Below are 20,728 nucleotides of genomic sequence, written 5' to 3'. Positions count from 1 at the left end.
CGACATGTCAGAACCGACCTTACTGAACAACGAAATTCGCGACTGGCTGATGGACTGCGGCCTGTTCGATCAATTGCTGCCCGTAGATTTTGCGGCGGCCTCGGGCTATTTCAGCATTACCACCGTGGCCCAGGGCGAGGAGATTTTCCATGAGGGTGATGCCGGCAGTTTCATGTGCATCATTCACACCGGCCAGGTGGCGGTGCAAAAAACCAATGGTGACGGGCAACTCGTGACCATGGCCACGTTGCGCAGCGGTCGCTCGTTCGGCGAGATGGCCGTGCTGGATGGAGAACGCCGTTCAGCCAGTTGCGTGGCGGCGAGCAACTGCCAGTTGCTGAACCTGGGCAAGGACTCACTGGAAAAGATGATCAACGACGCGCCAAAAATCGCCGCCAAGATCATCCGCGCCCTCGCCGTATCCCTCTCCAAACGCTTGCGAATGGCTGACGGGCAGCTGCTTTCGCAGCAGGTTTAACCGCCCGGCGATTTGACTTTCGTCGGGTTTTGTTCGATCCCCGGAACGGGCTGATCCTTGGTCGGCGGGCTCGGCATTTCAATCGGTACCAACGGCGGACCGCTACTGCCAGGGCCGGTCTTTGGCAAGGAGGGCGCGGTGATTTGCGGGTACGGCGTCGGCGTCGCGGTGCCAGGCGAACCGGGCATGGGGGCAGGGCTGACGGGAATGGTTTGCAGCGTTTGCGCCTGCACTGCAGTAATCGAGAGCGCGGCCAGAGCAATGGCCGTTAGAATAGTGCGCTTCATCAATGGCTCCGTTGGCCTAGTTGTCCCTTTCAGGCTACTCCCAACTGCGCCCGTTTGCCCTCCCAGTTTATGCAAGACTTTCTCAAGAGAGCCCCATGAAACGTTTCGTCCTGCTCGACACCACGCCCATTCCTGAAAACGGCGGTGCCCTGTGCCTGTTCGAATACGGTGAGGATTTCGTCATCAAGATCCAGGGTGGCGATGGCGGACAATTGATGAACACTCGCATGCACGGCTCCGAAGACGCACTGGCCGAGATCCCGTGCCGCAAAGTGGCCGGCCGCCCGAATTCACGCGTGCTGATCGGCGGCCTGGGCATGGGTTTCACCCTCGCCTCGGCGCTGAAACATTTGGGCAAGACCGCCGAAGTGGTGGTCGCTGAGTTGGTGCCGGGGGTGGTGGAGTGGAATCGTGGGCCGCTGGGTGAGAAAGCCGGCAACCCGCTGCTCGACCCGCGTACCGTGATTCGCATGGAAGACGTGGCCAAAGTGTTGCAGGCCGAGCCCCAAGGGTTCGACGCGATCATGCTCGACGTCGACAACGGCCCCGAAGGCCTGACCCAGAAAGCCAACAGCTGGCTCTACTCCGCCGGCGGCCTGAGCGCCTGCGCCAAGGCCCTGCGGCCCAAAGGCGTGCTGGCGGTGTGGTCGGCCAGTGCCGACAGACAGTTTTCCGACAAATTGAAAAAGGCCGGTTTCAAGGCAGAAGAAGTACAAGTCTTCGCCCATGGCAACAAGGGCACACGCCACACCATCTGGATTGCCGAGAAGCTCAAGGGCTGAGCTAAACTTCGCTTAATACCGTCATTAGTCTTTTTACAAAGGTGAACCCATGAGTTCGTCCACCCCGACCAATACTTCGAAGCTGGACCGCATCCTCGCCGACAACCAGCGCGACAAGGAAATGGGCTACCGCGACAAGGCCCTGAAGATGTACCCGCACGTGTGCGGCCGCTGCGCCCGTGAATTCTCCGGCAAGCGTCTGAGCGAACTGACCGTGCACCACCGCGACCACAACCACGACAACAACCCGCAGGATGGCTCCAACTGGGAACTGTTGTGCCTGTACTGCCACGACAATGAACACTCGCGGTATACCGATCAGCAGTATTTCGGCGAAGGCTCGCTGAGCACGCCGAAAATCGCCAAGGCGACGCATAACCCGTTTGCGGCGTTGGCGGGATTGATGAAGAAGGAAGACTGAAGATCTTCAGTGCCTTGGCTGGCCTCATGCCTGATCGATCCCACGCTCTGCGTGGGAATGCAGCCCGGGACGCTCTGCGTCCCATTTAGAGCCGAACGCAGAGCGTCCGTTGAGGCATTCCCACGCGGAGCGCGGGAACGATCACTGAACACCCCTCCCCCAATCCCCGTATAATCGCCGTTTTTTCCCCGAAGGCACCCCGCTCGTGGCAGACAAACGGTACAGCTGCATTGGTTTGTATAACCCCAAATCACCGGAAAACGTCGGTTCGGTCATGCGCGCCGCCGGCTGCTATGGCGTGGCGTCCGTGTTCTATACCGGCAAGCGTTATGAACGCGCCGCCGACTTCGTCACCGACACCAAGCGCGTCCACTACGACATCCCGCTGATCGGCATCGACGACCTGAAAAAAATCCTGCCATTGGGCTGTGTGCCGGTTGCCGTGGAACTGGTCGACGGCGCCCGTTCCCTGCCGGAATACACCCATCCGGATCGCGCCCTTTACATCTTCGGCCCGGAAGACGGCTCGCTGGATAAAGAGATTCGCGACTGGTGCGAAGACGTGGTCTACATCCCGACCACCGGTTGCATGAACCTGGCGGCCACCGTCAACGTCGTGCTCTACGACCGCATGTCCAAAGGGCTCAACACCCGTTCCGGGGCGAAATTTCGCTGATTCAACGTACATTCGATGGAACAAGCCGCCGGTTTGGGCAGTCAGCTTAATTATCCACGACTGAAACAGCCTTCCTGCCAGGAGAAAGATCATGAGCGAACTCAAACGCGTAGAGCGCATCGAATCGACCCCGTTCCAGACCCATTCCGAGCAGAACGTCCACGGTTGGGAGCGCGCCGGCTCCGTGGCGGGTGGCATCGTGATGATGGGCAAAGGCCTGCGTCGCGGTGGTATTTTCGGTCTGATTCAAGTAGCGATTGGCGGTGCAGCACTGGCTCGCGGCGTTACCGGACACTGTTCGCTCAAGAGCAAGATCGAAAAAAGCCGCCAGGACATGGACATTGTACGGGCGAAAATTGAACGGGCCGGGGAAGAGTTGAGCAAGTTGAAGGCGAATGCCGAGGCCGCAACGAAAACCGCTACGGTGACGGGGAATGACTCGTTGGAGTCGCCTAAAACCGGGGTTTGATCCGGACGATGTAGTGAGACTCCGGGCCTCTTCGCGGGCAAGCCCGCGATGGCGGTGTTACTGAAGCAACTCGGTATCAAGGACTTTGGACGGTTCGCCAATAACGCTCTCGGCCAGTTGTACAAACTCCTTGGTATCCACACTCTCCAGACGCATCGCCCCGCGCAATACATCATCTAGCGAGCGCTTGTTGCGTGTCTTCAAGCGAATCTCCCGGTCCAGTTCCTGTAACAACACCACCGCTTTTGCCACCTGCGCCGGGTTGATCTGTTCGCCACGCAGGCTCGTGACCTTCTGGCCGTCCTTGACCAGCTTGGCGTGCAAGCTTTCATACCGCTCATCGCTCATGCCACCGGCACGGCGCACCAGTTCGATGGCGTAATACTCGGCAAAACCTTCTGTGATCCAGTCGCTTCGCTGTTCATCGTTGATCCGCCCCAGCACTTGCGCCAACTCACGCACCAGCGCGCTGCTGCCGCTTTCGCTGACCAGCGGCAGACGCGTGTTCAGGTAGATCGATTCGTGCGCAGCCAGGCTGCCACGCCACATCGGGTCGTTGGCACCGACAATCAGCAATTTGCCTGGATGACGCGGGAACACGGCCTGTACCTGCGGCCAGACAAAGGTCAACAAGGTCACCACGTCCATGCGGCGCATGCCCTGGCCCTGAGGCGAAGCGACGGTGACTTCGGTTTCCCCCAGCCGCGTGCGACGACTGCCGAGGTGCCCGGCGAGCATCCAGCCGGTGGGGCGGTCGAACAGTCGGGACACGTTGTCGATGCGGAATTTGTTGTTGCCGATCCGCGGCCAGGCGGTTTCGACGCTTTTCCAACCGCTGGGCAATTCGAACTCAAGGCGCGAAACCAGCTCGATACCGTCCTCTTGATCGAGTTTGGCGGGAGGCACCAGATCGTCACCGCGCATCAGCGCCCAACCCGGCGTCATACGCGTGTCGAAATTGCCGCTCTTGCGACCATGGCTGATGCGCACGCGGTAGGTCAGGCTGGCCTTGTCAGCGGCGGGATGCCAGACCCCTCGCGCCACTTTTCCAGGGGTAAGTTGCCATTGGCCGTCGGCCTTGAAGTCGCTGTAGTGGCTGCCATCGCCCAGGTCAAAATCCAGGCTGCGCACCGCCGAGCCCTGCGCCAGCGTCAGGCGCACCTCGGCCTGATCGCTTTGTGGCAAAAGGCGCACGTGGTAGTCCAGATCAACCTTCTTCACCGCCCACGCGGATGAACTCAGGGCCAGCAGCCCAACGACCAACGACAGGCGCCATCCCACAGCCATACACACTCCTTCGTGAAAACCCAAAACCGCCAGCGATTAACCCGCGCGGAATATCAGATGATCTTCCCAATCGTCTTCAGGCACGCTGCCTTCGGCGAGCATGCGCCCGGATTGTGAAATACGCTCGTGGTGCACCGCATCGCGATCGCCACACACCAAATGGTGCCAGAGCGGCAAATCCTTGCCTTCACTGACCAGGCGATAACCGCAGGTCGGTGGCAACCATTTGAACTCGTCGGCCTTGCCCGGCGTGAGCTGGATGCAGTCCGGGACGAAGTCACGCCGGTTGGGGTAGTCGGTACACTGACAGGTTTTCAGGTCGAGCAGTTTGCAGGCGATGCGCGTGTAGTAGACGCTGTTGTCGTCTTCATCTTCGAGTTTTTGCAGGCAGCACAGGCCACAGCCGTCGCACAGCGACTCCCATTCCTCTTGATCCAGTTGATCGAGGGTTTTGCGTATCCAGAACGGTTCGACTTTGGCGGCCATGGCTCAAGCATCAACATCAGGTGGTGAAAAGGCCGCCAGTCTAGTGCCAAGGCCCTTGTGGGCCAAGCATTGGCGACTGCCGGTATTAACAGGCTTGTCAGTTCTTGCGCCGCAAAGTAGGGTTTCGCGTCGCTCCCTCACTTTCAAACGTAGCAAGGAATCACTTGATGAGTGCTAATCCACGCGTCGCCGACTATGCCATCCACCCTCAGTTCACCGATCGCTGGTCGCCCCGCGCGTTCACCGGCGAAACCATCCCGGAAGAAACCTTGCTGAGCTTCTTCGAAGCTGCCCGCTGGGCACCGTCGGCCTACAATTCGCAGCCTTGGCGGTTTCTGTATGCGCGTCGCGACACGCCAAACTGGGAGCGTTACCTGGGCCTGCTGAACGAATTCAACCGCGGCTGGGCACAACACGCCTCGGCACTGGTGATCGTGATCTCGAAAACCACCTTCGCCGTGCCGGGCGCGACCGAAGAAACTCCAGCGCTGTGGCACACCTTCGACACCGGTTCGGCGTGGGGACATCTGGCGTTGCAGGCGAGCATCAGCGGCTGGCACACCCATGGCATGGCCGGTTTCGATCAGGAACTGACCCGCAAGGAGCTGAACATTCCTGAAGGTTATGCGCTGCACGCGGCCATTGCGGTGGGGAAGCTGGGCGACAAGGCATCGCTGGCGGATTACCTGCAAGCGCGTGAAGCGCCAAGCCCGCGTCGTCCGTTGAGCGAGTTGGCGGCTGAAGGCGACTTCACCCTCTAAGCGCGTCACCCGATCATCCACACGCTCTGCGTGGGAATGCATCCGGTGACGCTCTGCGTCACATCCGAAGCGGACGCGGAGCGTCCCCGGCGGCATTCCCACGCAGAGCGTGGGAACGATCATTGCGGTGGGTTCAGTAACCGCGTTCGAAATCCACTTCCCCGCGCAATGCCTCACCTGACTGATACGCCTGCAGGTTTTCGACAAACAGATTCACCATCATCGATGGCGACGTCGGTGCCGAGCTGTGACCGGTCAGCAGCAAGCCCCAGGCGGTCCAGAACGGGTGACGTTGCGGCAGCGGCTCCTGACGGCAGACATCAATGACCGCGCCCGCCAGATGCCCTTCTTTCAAGGCTTCCACCAGATCCGCATCGACCACCGCGACACCGCGACCGACGTTGATGAACAACCCGGTCGGCTTGAACTGCTTGAACAGCGCCGCGTCATACAAATCGTGGGTATTGGGGGTGTTGGGCAGCAGATTGACCACGTAATCCACTTCCCCGACCAAACGCGGCAAATCCGCCAGCGAACCCACTTCAACAAACGGTGCCTGTTCGCGAGCTTCGCTGGCGATGCCGTACAGTTCGACGCCAAACGGCACCAGGAACTGCGCCACCGTCCGTCCGATATCACCGGTACCGACGATCAATACCTTGCGTCCCGCCAGGCTTTGGCCGTGACGGCTGTCCCATTTGCGCTCGACCTGACTGACCAGCCGCGCCAATACTTCGCGTTCATGGCCCAGCATGTAAGTCAGCACGTATTCGGCCATCACCTGACCAAAAATGCCGACCGCGCGGGTCAGGCGATAGTGACGTGGCAAGCCGTCGGCGAGCAGTGGCGTGATGCCTGCCCAGGTCGATTGCAGCCATTGCGGCTCGTGGCCCTGACGCAACAGGGTGGCCAGCAGATCCGGTTGACCCAGCCAGACCGGGCAATCCGCCGCCAGACGAGCCAGTTCAGCAGAGTCGCCACTGGTGAGCACTTCCAGCTCAGGCGCCGCTTGACGCAACAACTGTGCATATACCGGGTGGTCGTGTTCGGCAATCAGAACGCGCATGTTTCAACCTTTCAAAAACCGTGCAGACGGCCGCGCACGGAGCATCACTCTCTCGTCACGGCCATCGCGAAAAATCATTCCAGTGTTTCACACAGACTCCGGGCAGAGCCTGTCTGCGGTTCACATCGGATCGTTGCGGCGCAGCAATTCTTCCGGCAAGTGTTCGATGTACTCGTCTTCGGCCGGCGGCATTTGCAGGTGGTAACCCTGTTTTTCAAGGTTTTCCAGGACCACGGTGATGTCCTCGCGCGACAGCTTGCGCTCGGGGGTCAGCACCAGATCGAACGCGTGGTGCGGTTTGCCGAAAGCTGCCATCAAAGATTCCGGAACACGCTCCAGTGCATCGCTTTTGAGCACATAGAGGTACATCTCGTTTTTCTTCAGGCTTCGGTAGATCGAGCAAATACGTTTCAAGGCTGTTCTCCGGCGGTGGCCAGGCTGTCGAGCAGCGCCTGGCCCATCAATTCGCGGCGCCAGCCACGCAACGAATCAGGCAATTGGTAAGGACCATTGGGGAAGCCGCTCTTGAGCAGCGCTTCCAGGGTTTTCTTGCGCAGCATCAGTTCCGGCGCGATGTTCAAGCGCTCGGCTTCGGCCTGGCCAATGGCGCGCAACTGTTTGACCAGCGCGGCCGCATCCACTGGCAATGGCTCCGGCACGGCGGGTGGCCATTGATCGGGCGATACACTGCCAGAGCGTTTGATCAGATCAAGCAGAAACTCACCGTCCTGACGCACGGTACGCGGGTGCATGTCTTCGATTTTCGCCAGCGCGCCAAGGTTGTCCGGCTGAGTCCGCGCCAGCGGCCACAGGGAATGCTCACGAACGATGCGATTGCGCGGCAGATCACGGGCACGGGCTTCGCGTTCACGCCAGGCGCACAGCTCGCGCAACACGGCGAGTTGGGCACGGGACAGCTTCCAGGCCAGTTTGGCTTCGCGGTAGACCTCGTACGGGTCGACCTCGCGGCGCAGGTTGGCCACCAGTTCGGCGCCGTCTTCCAGGACCCAGGCGTACTTGTCGTCAGAAAGCTTCGGGCGAAGCTGTACGAAAACTTCCGCCAGATGCACAGCATCTTCAGCGGCGTAGCTGATTTGCGTGTCGGAAAGCGGACGTTGCAGCCAGTCGGAACGGGTTTCGCCTTTGGGCAAGTCGATGCCAAGCACCTCTTGCACCAATCGCGAGTAGCCCATGGAGAAACCCAGGTTCAGGTAAGCGGCGGCCAGTTGTGTGTCGAACAGCGGCGCCGGCAGGCTGCCGGTCAGGCGCAACAGGACCTCAAGGTCTTCGCTGCACGCGTGGACGACTTTGACCACGGCCGGGTTTTCCAGCAACGCGGCCAAGGGTTGCCAGTTGTCGATGGTCAGCGGGTCTATCAGGTAAGCGCGTACGCCATCGCCGATCTGCAGCAGGCCGGCGATCGGGTAAAAGGTGTCGACCCGCATGAATTCGGTGTCGAGGGCAACGAATGGCAACTGCTGCCACTCGGCGCAAAACTGACCGAGGCTATCGTTGTCGCGAATCCAGTGAATATCGATGGCCACACGGCTCTCCCTTGAAGAATGGCGCGCAGTATATATCGCCGCCGGCGATTTCCGCGCATCCACTGCACAAGAGCTTTAGCGAAAAGACCTACCCAACAGCAAGAAATGTCTGATAAGCGGAGACTAACTGGTCTTACTCAGCACATAGACCCGCATCCAGGTACAGGTCGGCAGGAAATCCTGATGGCTCAGTACGCGGAAACCGGCCTGCCTGAATTCCGCTTCAATCTCGCCCTTGCTGACCGGCGAAGTCACATGAGTGGCCTGCGTCTTTACGGGGCGCAGCTTGAAATATCCGTCGACTCGTACCGCCACAATCACGGTATCGCGACTGACCCGGTGGAACTCCTGAAGCATGGCCAATCGATGCTCGGGGCAGTTGATGTGTTGAAACAGCTGCATGCAAAAAATGCAGTCCACGGCGCTGGGGGACAATCCAAGGGTGAAGGCTGAACTTTGAAAAGTCTTGATTCGCTTGAGCAGACTCTGTGGATGGTGAGTCTGCGCATGGTTGAGCATGTCCTGAGACGGGTCCGACGCGAGGATCACGCGGTTGGCGTGCTCGGCCAGCACCGGCCAGAAGCGCCCGGCGCCGCAAGCAACGTCAAGGATCAACCCCGGTTCGCCGGCCTCCTTGAGTGCATTGCGCACCAGGTTTTCCTTGCGCCAGAACGTTAGACGCCCCGTCAGGTTATGCGGTTGCGGCTGACGACAGACGCGGGCGTGTTCCTGGTCGTAGCGCCGGGCGAACTCAAGCTCGATGGCGGATGTGGGGTGCGCAGACATGTGCAATGACTCTAGGTGGTGAATCCGCCGCGGGCTAGCGGCCGTTGCGTAAAAAGGTTGAAGCTTTCAATCTTTGGCCAACACGCCATCGATGACAGCACCGCGACACCCGGCGAACATATCCAGGTCCTGGTTGTAGACCTTGCTGCTGACTTCCAGCAGCCCCAGCATCGAATGGAACAGGTTGTCCTGGCTCAATGGCTTGTCGCGGGTCAGTTGCAGGCAGTGGGTGTCTACCGAGAACGACTTCTGATAGCTGTCGGAGAACCATGCCAGCATCGCCACGTGCTTCTGTTGTTCTGGCGCCAGCATGTAAGGCGTGCCATGCAGGAACAGGTTGTATTCACCCAGCGACTCGCCGTGGTCGGACAGGTACAGCATCGCGGTGTCCACTTTTTCCTGGTTCTTGCGTAACAGATCGATCAGGGTCGACAGCACATGGTCGGTATACACCAGTGTGTTGTCGTAGCCATTAACGATACTTTCGCGACTGCAATTATTCAGTCCGTTACTTTCACAAACCGGCGTGAACCGTTCGAATTCTTTCGGGTAGCGCTTGAAGTATTCAGGGCCATGGCTACCCATTTGATGCAGGACCAGCACGGTGTCCTTGTCGAGTGAGTCGATAAAGTGCTGCAAACCTTGCAGCAGGATTTCATCGCGGCATTCGCTGTTGGCGCACAGGATCGGGTCTTTCAAGTTGCTCACGTCTTCTAGGGTGACGCGGTCGCACGTGCCTTTGCAGCCCGACTGGTTGTCACGCCAGATCACGTCCAGACCGGCACGCTTGAGCACATCCAGCAGGCCCTCTTCATTCTTCGCCGTGCTCGCGTTGTAGTCCTTGCGGCCCATGTTGGAGAACATGCACGGCACGGACACGGCGGTTTCCGTGCCGCATGAATGCACATCGGTGAACGCTATAAGGCCGGCTTCTTTATCCAGCTTCGGGGTAGTGTCGCGGTCGTACCCCAGGATGCCAAAGTTCTCCGCCCGGGCGCTTTCGCCCACCACCAATACCGTCAGGGATTTACGGCCATGGGCTTGCCAGACCGGGTTTTTCCGGGCGTCCTCGCCGATTTTGACAAACGGCTGACGGGCGGAAACCACTTGTTCACGCAAATAGCCGGCCGAAGCGCCGATGTAGTTGCTCGGCACGACCATCATGCGCAACTCGTGATGATTACGAAACAAGGAGGACAAGCCCTGATAGTTAATCAGTGCAACACCACCAATGACAGCGACCGAGGCAACACTCACCAACACCTTGCTTAATAACTCACGATGCCACCGACGATAACTGATTGGTGTTTTCCACAATAACCACGACGGTAAAACACCCAAAAACAGAATATAGGCCAACAACTTTATCGACAGTAAGTCCCGAACTTCCGTCGCATTGGTTTGCGCAAAGTTACGTAACATGCCGGTGTCAATCAGCGCACCGTATTGACTCATGAAGTAGGCCACACTGGCGCTGATCATGAAAATCAGTATCAGGACCGGCTTCAACACACGTTTGAAGGCCACAAAGGTCAGAAAAATATTGAAAGCCGCCAGAATCATCGCCCCGAATGCTACGCGTATGACGATGCCTTTTCCGTCGGATGCGGTGATCTCAAACAGGTGTTTCCACAGCACAAAGTTGAAGGCTGTTAACAAAAAGGCGCTGGCAATCAGTGTCACCCATTCCGGACGCACGGTTTTAATCTTAAACATGGTGATCGGCTGTTCCTGAAAAGAATTGCCTGCGACAAATGTGAAAATTTCATTGACCGCGACAACACTAATGCTAGGCACCCAACCATCAATTTTTTGTGAAAAAGAAGCCAACGATTAGTTGGCTTATATAAGGTTAAAACTATTTGAGAATGATTCAGGCCTGATTCAGGTACCAGCGCCAATCCTGTTCACCCACCTCGCCCATGAACTGTCGGTATTCAGCGCGCTTCACCGCCAGGTAGACGCCAAGGAAGGGAGCGCCGAATGCTTCACGCGCCCAGGTCGAACCTTCGAGCGCGCGCAACGTGGTCAGCCAATCGGTCGGTAGCAACTCCGTGGCCTGGGCGTATCCATTGCCTTCCACCGGCGCACCCGGGTCGAGTTGTTCGCGAATACCGCGATGGATACCGGCCAGGATTGCTGCAGCGGCCAGGTACGGGTTGGCGTCGGCGCCGCAAATTCGGTGTTCGATGTGCCGGGAGAACGCCGGCCCGCCTGGCACGCGCAAGCTCACCGTGCGGTTATCCACACCCCAGGTCGCCGCCAGGGGGGCGTAGCTGTTGGTCTGGAATCGACGGTAAGAGTTGGCATTCGGGCAGAACAACAGCAACGAATCAAGCAAGGTGCTGAGCATCCCTGCGACGGCTTGCCTGAGCAGCGGCATCCCGTCTGGCGCTTCGCTAGCGAACAGGTTGTTGCCCGCCTTGTCCGCCAGGCTGACGTGCATGTGCATCCCGGTGCCCGCCAGGTCGTCGAAGGGTTTGGCCATGAAGCAGGCCGTCATCCCGTGCTTGTGTGCCACGCCCTTCACCAGCCGTTTGTAGCGCACCGCTTCGTCCATCGCCTGTAGGGCATCGGTGCGGTGTTCGAGGGTGATTTCCACTTGGCCCGGCGCATATTCGGAAATCGCGGTACGTGCCGGAATCCCCTGCAACTTGCAGGCACTGTAGAGATCGGCCAGAAACGGCTCGATCTGTTCCAGTTCACGCAGACCGTAGACTTGCGTCGTGCGCGGCCGTCCACCATCGACATCCCGTGCCGGTTGCGGTCGCCCCTGGCTGTCGCGCTGCTGATCCAGCAGATAAAACTCCAACTCCGCCGCCATGACCGGGTAATACCCGTCGGCCTGCAAGCCCTCGATCACTTTCGCCAACAAGTGCCGAGGGTCGGCGACAGTCGCCGGCATGCCTTCTTTCGGGTGCATGCTGACTTGCACCGCCGCCGTCGGAATCAACCGCCACGGCATGCGCGTCAAACTGCCACTGATTGGGTAGGCGCGGCAGTCAATATCGCCAACGTCCCAGACCAATCCGGAGTTTTCCACGTCATCGCCATTAATGGTCAGGCCCAGAATGGTGCTCGGCAACGGTCGTCCACTGTTGTACACCGCCAGCAGTTCATCGCGATGCAATAACTTGCCCCGGGGCACGCCGTTGTTGTCGAGGATGAACAGCTCGAACATTTCAATATCCGGGTTCTGTTCAAGAAAGGTCAGGGCTTCTTGCGGGGAGGCGAACGATGTCGTGGCACAACTCATGGGAATTCTCTTTTCCGCGTCAGGCAAACGCACAGGCGTCGCCGAAGTGATCCAGCGCCGGGCGCGGGACCTGTCAGAGCAATCAACGGGAAATGCAGGAATCCGGTGGGCGTGCGTGACGACAGTGCCACAGCGCCCAAAAGGCCAACTCGGAGGGAAGTACGACGGGACAATCGCCCATGGATAGAACCGCAGAGAACAGATGAGCAGCAGCGTCACACGGGCGATCAAGTCTTTAAATCGGGATTTGAAGAACTTTGGTTACGGATGGGCTAAACAATCATTTCCATACAGTGCCCAAAGAAAACTCCTACAGGGCATTCTCTTGGCACCATCGTTCCGCTAGGATCTTTCGCACGCGTTTGCGCAGTTTCAGCGCAAGGAGCACAGCGGGGCAGAACGGATGCTGAACAGTAACTTGCTTAGAAAGCTCGACATGCAGGACCTCATGGTGTTTGTCGCCGTGTACGAACAGAGCAGCGTCACCGGCGTGTCGGAAACGCTCTGCGTCAGCCAGTCCACGGTGAGTTACTGCCTGAAAAAGCTGCGGACCGGTTTTGAAGACGAGCTGTTCATCAAAACCCCAGCCGGCATGTGCCCCACTTACAAAGCCCGCACCATGTACACGCCTGTGCTGAACATCCTTGAAAGCATCAACCTGTGCCACGCAAGCGCCCCGGCATTCGACCCACGTAGCATCCCGTCACCTGGATTCAGCCGCTGATGGCGGCCTTGGCGTAGGACTCGCGATCGATATCGAGGATTTCCACGCACAGCTGCACATCGACGCCCGTTGGCCATTCACACAGGTCCTGCACCACTGCCAGCAGGCTTTGCGACAGCTGCTGTTTAATCTGCGGTGAGCGACCGCTCAACACTGCCAGCTTCACATGCACAAACGCCCGTTCATTCAACGCGGTACCGACCTTGAAGGTCTCGACCTTCAGCGCTCGGCCCTTGATGTCGGACTCCGCAGCAAACTGGCCGGAAGCTACCAAGGCATTATTGAGTCGGATCAATGCCACGTCGGCGTGCAACTCGGGCAGATTGGCGGTGTATTCCATGTGCAGGTGTGGCATGTGGCGGCTCCAGATAGAGGGCAGAGAGTTCCTACATATAACACAGCACCGTCTGACTCACTGAGGCAGCGGCAAAGGCGAGCGCTCACTCATGAACACTTCCAGACGCGAACGCAACCAGCGTTCAGCCGGGTCGGTATCGACATGGCTGAGCCAGACCATCGACAGGTCCAGCGTCGGGGTCTTGAACGGGAACGGTTCCTTGAACAGCTGACCGGACGCCGCCATCGCCTCGGCTGTGTAATCCGGCAGGCTGGCGATCAAATCGGTGCCGGCGAGCAAGGCTGGCAACGAGCTGTATTGCGGCACGGACAGGACAACCTGACGCGTACGACCAATCTCCGCCAGCCACTCATCCGCGTAACCACTGACGTTCGCGGTGTGGGACACCAACACATGAGGGCGTGAGCAATATTCATCAAGCGTCAGCGGTGTGTCGGACGCATCGGCGCGCAGGATGCTCGGCATAATGTGCCGCAGCAACTTGCGCTTGGCGTTGGCCGGCAGGCCACGGGTCTGGCTGATGCCCACGGTGATGTCGCCGGCCGCCAGCAAATCGGGAATGCGCCAGTAATCGACATGCTGAACCACAAACACCACCTTCGGCGCTTCCTGGCGCAAGGCGCGCAGCAGCGGTGGGAGCAGGCCGAACTCGACATCATCCGACAGCCCGATACGAAAGGTCATGGTGCTGCTGGCCGGGTCGAAATCGTGGGTCAGGCTTAAGGCCATCGACAGCGAATCCAGCGCCGGCGACAGGTATTGAATCAACTCTTCGGCGCGGGCTGTCGGCTCCATGCGGTGGCCGACGCGGATGAACAGCGGATCGTTGAACATCGTCCGCAGGCGGTTGAGCGCGGAGCTGATGGTCGGTTGTCCGAGAAACAGCTTCTCCGCCACCCGCGTCACGTTGCGCTCAAGCATCAACGTTTCGAACACCACCATCAGGTTGATGTCCGCCTTGCGCAGCTCATTGCGATTCATTCTTGCCCCCGGTCCCGATACTTGAGGCAGTGTAGAAAGGCCCGACGGAGGCGTCTATGTCCAGCGGACGTCTATTGCCAGTCCATCGCCCCGCAGGCGTCTGCTGACATATTTTCAAATGCCTGGAAACAAATGCCTGATGGCCAAAAAAACCAGCTCCGCTAGGCTTGCCCACGATGCGTCACACAGGTTGTCGCAATTACCCATCGCATGGAGCGAGCAGTATGTATTTCGAGATTTACAGGCAATCCAAAGGCACCCCGAGCACCGGCAAAGGACAATGGCGCTGGCGCCTGAGGGCGGGGAATCACGAGACCATCGCCAGCGGCGAGTCATATGTGAACAAGACCGATTGCCTGCACGCCATCGGGTTGATCAAAGGTGTTGAGGGGGAAACACCGGTGAAAGAAATCTAAGCCTGACCGCCAATGCCGAAGCTGTTCAGAGATCAGGAACAGCTTTGGCCCGATCAGGTTAAAAAAAAGCGTCGAGCGGCATTAACGTTTCGCGTGTTTTGCCTTGTTCCAGCTTTTTTTGAAGTTGTTCCGAGTCTGGAGCAAACTGGAAAAGCATGGGGCTTACCCCCTGATTTTTGGCGCATTCAACTTCCTTCTGCGCGACAGCACCACCACCCAGGATATTAAATTCGCCGTGTTTCTCAGCGGCATAAGCCGTGTAGGAATGAGAGCCTTCCTGGTTCAGGACCTCCCAGGTGTTATCAGGGTCAGGAACGAAAATAATATTGTCGCCACATTCCTTGGCCAACGAGTGGGGGCACTGTTCTTTTACCACCTCGGAAACCAGACCAATAAGCTTTACATCCGAGAAATGAGGGTCGTCTTTTGCTACGGCGTAACCCATGCCTATCCCGTCAGTGGTTCCGCCAATGACCAGAGCCACGCCTTCTTTATGATTTTTTATGGCCTCATTGAGCAACTCAGTGATTTTTTGCCTGACCGCTGCTGGATGCTCATAGCCCAAACCAGAAAAACCGGCCAGTACGACGGCATATCGCTCGCCTCTTAAGTTATCAAACGCTTTAGTAATGTCGTCAGATGGGGTCCGTGAAGGCTCGGCTACCGCGAAGAGTTTTACTTCTTTGGGGGAGGTCACTGTGGAAGTTGAACGTGCAGGTTGTGAAACGGAAACTGAACTGAAGGATGCGCAAACGCTGAGCATCTGAATTCCATATGAATGGTTAACCAAGAGCGAAGCATAGAAATGCACAGACCATCCATCTATCAAAAACCGCCAGTTTTTTTAGCACGCCGAGCTCTCACATAGAGGGGGAAGGCATTTCGCGATGTTCCTCAACCCTACCCCTCTGCGACCATAGGATTCAGCCAACCACGCGCGAACCGGCTAACGGATACAACGCCTCATCAAACTGAGCCAAACGCGGAAACTGCAACGGCTGGTCATCACTGATGTGTTCCAGGCGTTGCTGATAGCTCCTCAGAAATTCCTGGCGTGCCTCGTCACTGATATACGGCACATGCCAGGCCACGAACGGTTGCAACACGTCGAAGCCGACATACGCCAGCGTGCCGCGCAGGATCGGCCGCAGCATGTCTTCCAGCGGACCGTGAATCGCGCCATCACCAAACATATGCTCACGCCCGCCCAGGGTGACGGTCACCAGCGCCTTCTTGCCGCTCAATCCACCCTGGTCGTAAAAGCGTTTGCCGCCATAGCAGATCCCGGACACCAGCACCCGATCGATCCAGCCCTTGAGCATGGCCGGTGCCGAAAACCAGAAAATCGGGAAATTGAGGATCAGCAGGTCAGCCCACAGCAATTTTTCGAGTTCCTGCTGGATGTCCGGTGCCAATGATTGGCTCTTCACCCCAAGACGTTGCTCCAGTGCATACACCAGGTACTCCGGATTTTCTCGCGAAGAAAAATCATCGGCGCCAGCCACCGGGTTCCAGTTCATCGCGTACAAGTCGCTGACCTGGACCTCATGCCCTTGGGCTTCGAGGGTGGCGACAGCCTGGTCGCGCAACGCGGCGGTAAAGGATTTCGGCTCCGGGTGAGCATGGACGATCAGTACTTTCATGACAATTCCTTAAACGTTGACCAGCGTTGAATGTGAAGACGATAACGCACGTGCATTCATTGAGCGATCACACCTGAATCGCCTTCACTTCAACGAATTCGTTGAGCCCTTCCTCGCCCCACTCCCGGCCATTGCCCGATTGTTTGTAGCCACCGAACGGCGCCTGGTAATTAAACGCCGCACCATTGAGGAAACACTGCCCGGCGCGCAACTGCCGCCCCAGATGCAAGGCACGTTCTGCGCTACCGGCCCAGACACCGCTGGACAAACCGAACGGCGAATCGTTGGCGATCCGGATCGCCTGCGCCTCATCGGTGTAGGGAATCAGGCACAGAACCGGGCCGAAGATTTCTTCCTGGGCGATGCGCATACGATTGTCGACGTCCGCGAACAGCGTCGGGCTGACGTAGAAACCGCGCTCGAACGCGTCGGCCGTGTCGTCACCGCACACCAGTCGTGCGCCCTCCTGCTGGCCGACCTGGATGTAATCACGCACGGTGCGTCGTTGTGCCGCCGAACACATTGGCCCGAGGAAACTCTGCGGGTCCAGCGGGTCGCCCATGCGCAGGCTCTGGGTTTCGGCGATGGCCAGTTCCACCGCTTCGGCGTACCGACTGGCCGGCAGCAGCATGCGGGTCAACGCGGTACAGGTCTGGCCGGAGTTGATCATCACGTCCTGCACGCCGTAACGCACAGCGGCGGCGAGGTCCGCGTCTTCGGCAATCAACAGCGGCGACTTGCCGCCCAGTTCCAGACATACACGCTTCACCGAAGGCGCAGCGGCTTGCGCCACGCGAACCCCGGCGCCGGTGGAACCGGTGAACGACACCATGTCCACGTCCGGGTGTTTGGCCAGCGCTTCGCCGACCTTCGAGCCCGGCCCGCTGACCAGGTTGAACACCCCCGCCGGCAAGCCGATGGACTCGATCATCTGCGCCAGCAAAAAGGCGTGCAGCGGAGTTTCCTGACTCGGCTTGACCACCACCGTGCAACCGGCAGCCAGCGCCGGGGCAAGTTTGCCGATCAGTTGATGCAGCGGGTAGTTCCACGGATTGATGAAGGCACACACACCCACCGCTTCACGTATCACCAGCGAGTTGCCGACCTCACGGACTTCGTCCATCAGGCTGGCGAGTTCGACGTAGTGCTCCAGCCCGAGGATCGGGCCATCGACCTGCACCGATCGGCACCATTGCACCGGCATGCCCAGTTCAGCGGTGATCGTTACCGCCATTTCATCGCCCCGTGCGCGCAGCTGCTCAGCGAGGGCACGGATGTAGCCGGCTCGTATACTCGACGGCGTACGCGACCATGTACCGAACGCCTTGCGTGCGGCGGCCACCGCATTGTCGACATCCCGTTCATCGCCCAACGGCACCGTGCCTGCGACCTCTTCAGTGGCAGGGTTGATCACCTCGGCGATGCCCTGCCCTGACGGCGTTTGCCAGCGGCCATCGATAAACAGCGTTGTGTGGTTATGCATAGACGTGGGCTTCCATCAGTTCAGTGGCACAACGGGTGATGCGCTGGCAGGCGTCGCGCAACGGCTCCGTGTCCAATACCAACCCAAGGCGAATGTGCCCGGCGGCGCTTGGTCCGAAAGCTTCACCGGCCAGCACCGACACGCCATGGCGGTCGAGCAAGCGGTCGGCAAATGCCTGGGCGCTGAGCCCGGTGTCGCGGATATCGACCATCACGAACATACCGCCATCGGGTTTCAAGGCCCGCACACCTGGGCAATCGGCCAGGCATTCGCAGACCAGATCGCGGCGCTGACGGTAGGCTTCGCGCATCGCCTCCAGCTCCGGCAAATGGTTTTCGAGGGCGACGACCGCAGCGTCCTGCACAAAATCCGGCAGGCCATAGAGCATGCATAGCGCGAGGTTTTCCAGATGCGCAGCGAGGGCCGGTGGCGCGACCGCCCAGCCGATTCGCCAGCCGGTCATGGCGTGGGATTTCGACAGGCTGTTGAGCGTCGCGGTGCGCTCGACCATGCCCGGCAAACTCGCCGGACTGACGTGCTCCCCTTCGAACAGCAACTCGCTGTAGACCTCATCGGAAATCAGCCACAGGTCGTTGGCGATACACAGGTCGGCCAATGCTTGCCAGGTGGCGCGGGACAGACTGGCGCCCGACGGGTTGTGCGGGCTGTTCAGCGCCAATGCCCGAGTGCGCGGTGTGATGCGGGCAGCGACGTCTTCGGGCAGCACGCGGAAACTGTTTTCCGGGCGCACCGGCACCGGAACCACCACCGCGCCACAGGCACCAAACACTGCTTCATAGGTCACGTACATCGGCTCGGCGACGATCACTTCATCGCCGGGGTTGAGCACACATTGGGCAACGCTGTACAACGCGCATTGCGCGCCGGCCAGCACAATGACCTGATCCGCCGAGACCTGCAGGCCACTGCGATGTCCGTAGTGTTTGGCGATGCTTTCACGCAAGGCACGTTTGCCACGCACGTCGGCGTAGTGGGTGTGGCCGGACAACAGGCTGTCGATGGCCGCCTGCACAATCGGCGCCGGGGTGTCGAAATCCGGGTCGCCCACTGACAGCAGCAGAATGTCTTCACCCTGTTCTTGCAGCGCGAGGGCGCGGTAATGAATGTCCCACGCGGCGGCGCCGTCACCGGCAATACGTTGAGTCAGATCGGAAAAGCGCATGGCGATACCTCTGCCAGAAAATGAAAATCAGTGCGCGCACGCGTGCTTGAGTTCGATCAGGGTCACGCCGTTGCGCTTGAAGCCGTGGCGCAGATCGGTTTGCAGTTCGGCCAGACTTTGCGGCTGGTTCACGGTGCAACCGAACGCGCGACCAAGGGCGGCGAAATCCGGGTTGCGTGGCAGTACGCCAATCGGTTCGATGTCGAGCCCGAGCATGTCGTCGCGAATCTGTCCCAGCGCGTCGTTGTTCCACAGCAGCACCACCAGCGGGCTGTCGAGTTCTTCGACGGCAGTGGCCAATTCCTGCGCGGTGTAGAGGAAACCACCGTCGCCAACCAACACCAGACCCGGCCGTTGCGGTGCACCGAACTTGGCGCCGATGCCCGCCGGCAAACCGTAGCCCAAGGTGCCGTAACCAGTCGGGTGCAACCAACTGCGCGGCGCCAGGCTGTGGAAGGCGTAGTTGCCGGTGTAGGCCAGTTGGGTCATGTCGGTGCTGATGAACGCATCCTCCGGCAACTCGGCGGCGATACGGTCGAGAATCCCTTGGTGAATCGACTGCAACGGGCCGTGGCTGGCCTTCACGGCTTCACGCAATGCGGCGACGGCTGCGATCGCCACACTGGCATCGCGCGCGGTGGACGGCAAACGTTCCAGCAACGCCGCGAGGGTTTGCTGCGCATCGCCGTGCAACGCCACCGCACACGGGTAGAAGTCGTTGAACTTGCGCGGGTCGATGTCCACCCGCAGCAGTTCGGCATTCAGCGGCAAGCGCTCGCGCCAGAAATCGGTGTCAGCCATTTCGGTGCCGACCGCCAGCACCACGTCGGCCTCGGCGATCAGGTTCCAGCCAGGTTCCACACACAGGGTCGAGCCGGCATTGAGCGGTGCATCCGGCGGCAACAGGCCTTTGCCGGCGACGCTGGTGAACAGCGGCGCGGCAAGTCGGGTGCTGATGTCTTGCAGTGCTTGCTGCGCATTCAACGCACCACCACCGGCAATGATCATCGGCCGCTGGGCGTTTTGCAGTTTGGCCACGGCCTCCTCCAGCGCCGTGGTCGACGCGGCACCGCGACCGGGACGACGTACCACGTCGTTGCTCCAGTCACGGGTGATTTTTGCGGACAATACGTCCAGCGGCACCGAGATGTGCACCGGCCGCGGGCGCTCGCTGTCGAACACCGCGTAGGCTCGGGCGATCAATTCCGGGAGGTCTTCGGCACTTAATGCGACCGCCGAGAAGGCCGTGATCGGTGCGGTGATCGCGCGTTGGTCCTGGGTTTCGTGCAGGCAACCCCAGCCCTTGCCAAGGCTGGCGGTGTGGTTGACGCTGGAAATCACCAGCATCGGAATCGAATCGGCATAGGCCTGGCCGATACCGGTCGCGGCATTGGTCACGCCGGGGCCGGTGATGATGAAGCACACGCCCGGTTTACCACTGACCCGCGCATAGCCATCGGCCATGAAACTGGCGCCTTGCTCGTGACGGGTCAGCACGTGGCGAATGCCGCTGCCGGGCAGGCCGCGATACAACTCCAGCGTGTGCACGCCGGGAATCCCGAACACGGTGTCGACGCCGTAGTTGGCCAGCAGACGCACCAGGGCCTGGCCGCCGGTCAATGTTGTGGTTTGCATATTCAA

At 59.5% G+C, this 20,728-nt stretch carries 23 protein-coding genes and 1 pseudogene; 8 read left to right on the top strand and 16 right to left on the bottom strand.

The annotated features are described in order from the left end of the window. Positions 1 to 4: 4 nt before the first annotated feature. Complete coding sequence (locus J2Y56_RS08370; RefSeq protein ID WP_310349698.1) at positions 5 to 478, top strand: cyclic nucleotide-binding domain-containing protein; 474 nt, start codon at positions 5 to 7, stop codon at positions 476 to 478. On the opposite strand, the gene J2Y56_RS08365 is transcribed toward J2Y56_RS08370, so the two are convergent. Then, positions 475 to 765, bottom strand: coding sequence for a hypothetical protein (locus J2Y56_RS08365; RefSeq protein WP_007944005.1), 291 nt, complete (start codon positions 763 to 765; stop codon positions 475 to 477). The two genes, J2Y56_RS08370 and J2Y56_RS08365, sit on opposite strands and share 4 nt — an antisense overlap. 95 nt (positions 766 to 860) lie before the next feature. On the opposite strand from J2Y56_RS08365, the gene J2Y56_RS08360 reads away from it, so the two are divergent. The 4 genes from J2Y56_RS08360 to J2Y56_RS08345 all read left to right on the top strand — a co-directional run bounded on the left by J2Y56_RS08360 (position 861) and on the right by J2Y56_RS08345 (position 3,113). Further along, positions 861 to 1,547 carry a spermidine synthase gene (locus J2Y56_RS08360; protein ID WP_007898703.1) on the top strand — a complete coding sequence of 229 codons (687 nt, stop codon included), beginning with the start codon at positions 861 to 863 and terminating at the stop codon, positions 1,545 to 1,547. A gap of 49 nt (positions 1,548 to 1,596) precedes the next feature. Then, the gene (locus J2Y56_RS08355) at positions 1,597 to 1,968 is read left to right on the top strand and encodes a YajD family HNH nuclease (protein WP_007944009.1); all 372 of its coding nucleotides are present in this window, start codon (positions 1,597 to 1,599) and stop codon (positions 1,966 to 1,968) included. 205 nt (positions 1,969 to 2,173) lie between these two features. Further along, positions 2,174 to 2,644: an RNA methyltransferase gene (locus J2Y56_RS08350; RefSeq protein ID WP_007944014.1), complete on the top strand. Its 471-nt coding sequence runs from the start codon at positions 2,174 to 2,176 to the stop codon at positions 2,642 to 2,644. A 91-nt stretch (positions 2,645 to 2,735) separates the two neighbouring features. Further along, positions 2,736 to 3,113, top strand: a complete 378-nt coding sequence (locus tag J2Y56_RS08345; RefSeq protein ID WP_007944017.1) for a DUF2892 domain-containing protein — start codon at positions 2,736 to 2,738, stop codon at positions 3,111 to 3,113. A 57-nt stretch (positions 3,114 to 3,170) separates the two neighbouring features. Here J2Y56_RS08345 and J2Y56_RS08340 read toward each other — a convergent pair whose 3' ends face one another. Both J2Y56_RS08340 and J2Y56_RS08335 read right to left on the bottom strand, forming a co-directional pair. After that, positions 3,171 to 4,400 carry a hypothetical protein gene (locus J2Y56_RS08340; RefSeq protein ID WP_310349696.1) on the bottom strand — a complete coding sequence of 410 codons (1,230 nt, stop codon included), beginning with the start codon at positions 4,398 to 4,400 and terminating at the stop codon, positions 3,171 to 3,173. 36 nt (positions 4,401 to 4,436) lie between these two features. Then, positions 4,437 to 4,886 (bottom strand): YcgN family cysteine cluster protein, encoded by a 450-nt coding sequence (locus J2Y56_RS08335; RefSeq protein ID WP_007944020.1) that lies wholly within the window; start codon positions 4,884 to 4,886, stop codon positions 4,437 to 4,439. Positions 4,887 to 5,053: 167 nt separating this feature from the next. On the opposite strand from J2Y56_RS08335, the gene J2Y56_RS08330 reads away from it, so the two are divergent. Then, the gene (locus J2Y56_RS08330; RefSeq protein ID WP_007944022.1) at positions 5,054 to 5,647 is read left to right on the top strand and encodes a nitroreductase family protein; all 594 of its coding nucleotides are present in this window, start codon (positions 5,054 to 5,056) and stop codon (positions 5,645 to 5,647) included. Between the two features lie 133 nt (positions 5,648 to 5,780). On the opposite strand, the gene J2Y56_RS08325 is transcribed toward J2Y56_RS08330, so the two are convergent. From J2Y56_RS08325 to J2Y56_RS08300, 6 genes are all read right to left on the bottom strand, one after another. Beyond that, positions 5,781 to 6,713 carry a D-2-hydroxyacid dehydrogenase gene (locus J2Y56_RS08325; protein ID WP_310333972.1) on the bottom strand — a complete coding sequence of 311 codons (933 nt, stop codon included), beginning with the start codon at positions 6,711 to 6,713 and terminating at the stop codon, positions 5,781 to 5,783. 120 nt (positions 6,714 to 6,833) lie between these two features. Then, positions 6,834 to 7,127 (bottom strand): YcgL domain-containing protein, encoded by a 294-nt coding sequence (locus tag J2Y56_RS08320; RefSeq protein ID WP_007898694.1) that lies wholly within the window; start codon positions 7,125 to 7,127, stop codon positions 6,834 to 6,836. Then, positions 7,124 to 8,257, bottom strand: coding sequence for a ribonuclease D (rnd, locus tag J2Y56_RS08315; RefSeq protein WP_310349693.1), 1,134 nt, complete (start codon positions 8,255 to 8,257; stop codon positions 7,124 to 7,126). Before rnd ends, J2Y56_RS08320 begins: the two co-directional genes overlap by 4 nt. Before the next feature lie 123 nt (positions 8,258 to 8,380). After that, a complete protein-coding gene (locus tag J2Y56_RS08310) occupies positions 8,381 to 9,043 on the bottom strand; it encodes a class I SAM-dependent methyltransferase (protein ID WP_310333977.1) in 663 nt (220 codons plus the stop codon). 66 nt (positions 9,044 to 9,109) lie between these two features. Next, entirely contained in the window at positions 9,110 to 10,759 is a 1,650-nt protein-coding gene (locus J2Y56_RS08305) for a phosphoethanolamine transferase (protein ID WP_007944026.1), read from the bottom strand. 157 nt (positions 10,760 to 10,916) lie between these two features. After that, complete coding sequence (locus J2Y56_RS08300) at positions 10,917 to 12,299, bottom strand: glutamine synthetase family protein (protein WP_310349689.1); 1,383 nt, start codon at positions 12,297 to 12,299, stop codon at positions 10,917 to 10,919. A gap of 403 nt (positions 12,300 to 12,702) precedes the next feature. Here J2Y56_RS08300 and J2Y56_RS08295 point away from each other — a divergent pair. Continuing rightward, a pseudogene (locus J2Y56_RS08295) lies at positions 12,703 to 13,002 on the top strand (LysR family transcriptional regulator); the annotation flags it as partial. A gap of 10 nt (positions 13,003 to 13,012) precedes the next feature. On the opposite strand, the gene J2Y56_RS08290 reads toward J2Y56_RS08295, so the two are convergent. Together J2Y56_RS08290 and J2Y56_RS08285 are read right to left on the bottom strand one after the other, a co-directional pair. Next, on the bottom strand, positions 13,013 to 13,378 hold the full coding sequence (locus J2Y56_RS08290; RefSeq protein WP_007944029.1) for a 5-carboxymethyl-2-hydroxymuconate Delta-isomerase: 366 nt from the start codon (positions 13,376 to 13,378) through the stop codon (positions 13,013 to 13,015). A gap of 57 nt (positions 13,379 to 13,435) precedes the next feature. Continuing rightward, on the bottom strand, positions 13,436 to 14,362 hold the full coding sequence (locus J2Y56_RS08285) for a LysR family transcriptional regulator (protein WP_007944031.1): 927 nt from the start codon (positions 14,360 to 14,362) through the stop codon (positions 13,436 to 13,438). Between the two features lie 224 nt (positions 14,363 to 14,586). Between J2Y56_RS08285 and J2Y56_RS08280 the strand changes: the two genes are divergently transcribed. Then, positions 14,587 to 14,778: a DUF1508 domain-containing protein gene (locus tag J2Y56_RS08280; RefSeq protein WP_007944032.1), complete on the top strand. Its 192-nt coding sequence runs from the start codon at positions 14,587 to 14,589 to the stop codon at positions 14,776 to 14,778. Between the two features lie 58 nt (positions 14,779 to 14,836). Here the strand turns inward: J2Y56_RS08280 and J2Y56_RS08275 are convergent, their stop codons facing one another. The 5 genes from J2Y56_RS08275 to J2Y56_RS08255 all read right to left on the bottom strand — a co-directional run bounded on the left by J2Y56_RS08275 (position 14,837) and on the right by J2Y56_RS08255 (position 20,722). Further along, positions 14,837 to 15,541, bottom strand: a complete 705-nt coding sequence (locus J2Y56_RS08275) for a hypothetical protein (protein WP_310333985.1) — start codon at positions 15,539 to 15,541, stop codon at positions 14,837 to 14,839. Positions 15,542 to 15,701: 160 nt separating this feature from the next. Beyond that, positions 15,702 to 16,421, bottom strand: a complete 720-nt coding sequence (locus J2Y56_RS08270; protein ID WP_310349687.1) for an NAD(P)H-dependent oxidoreductase — start codon at positions 16,419 to 16,421, stop codon at positions 15,702 to 15,704. A 67-nt stretch (positions 16,422 to 16,488) separates the two neighbouring features. Further along, positions 16,489 to 17,904, bottom strand: coding sequence for an aldehyde dehydrogenase family protein (locus tag J2Y56_RS08265; protein WP_310333989.1), 1,416 nt, complete (start codon positions 17,902 to 17,904; stop codon positions 16,489 to 16,491). Next, entirely contained in the window at positions 17,897 to 19,087 is a 1,191-nt protein-coding gene (locus J2Y56_RS08260) for an aminotransferase class I/II-fold pyridoxal phosphate-dependent enzyme (RefSeq protein ID WP_310349685.1), read from the bottom strand. The genes J2Y56_RS08265 and J2Y56_RS08260 overlap by 8 nt, the downstream gene beginning before the upstream one ends. Before the next feature lie 27 nt (positions 19,088 to 19,114). After that, positions 19,115 to 20,722 (bottom strand): 5-guanidino-2-oxopentanoate decarboxylase, encoded by a 1,608-nt coding sequence (locus J2Y56_RS08255; protein ID WP_310349684.1) that lies wholly within the window; start codon positions 20,720 to 20,722, stop codon positions 19,115 to 19,117. Positions 20,723 to 20,728: the final 6 nt, after the last annotated feature.

Source organism: Pseudomonas sp. BE134, from assembly GCF_031456105.1.
In the GTDB taxonomy this organism is placed as follows: domain Bacteria; phylum Pseudomonadota; class Gammaproteobacteria; order Pseudomonadales; family Pseudomonadaceae; genus Aquipseudomonas.
This window is presented reverse-complemented; position numbering and strand designations above follow the sequence as displayed.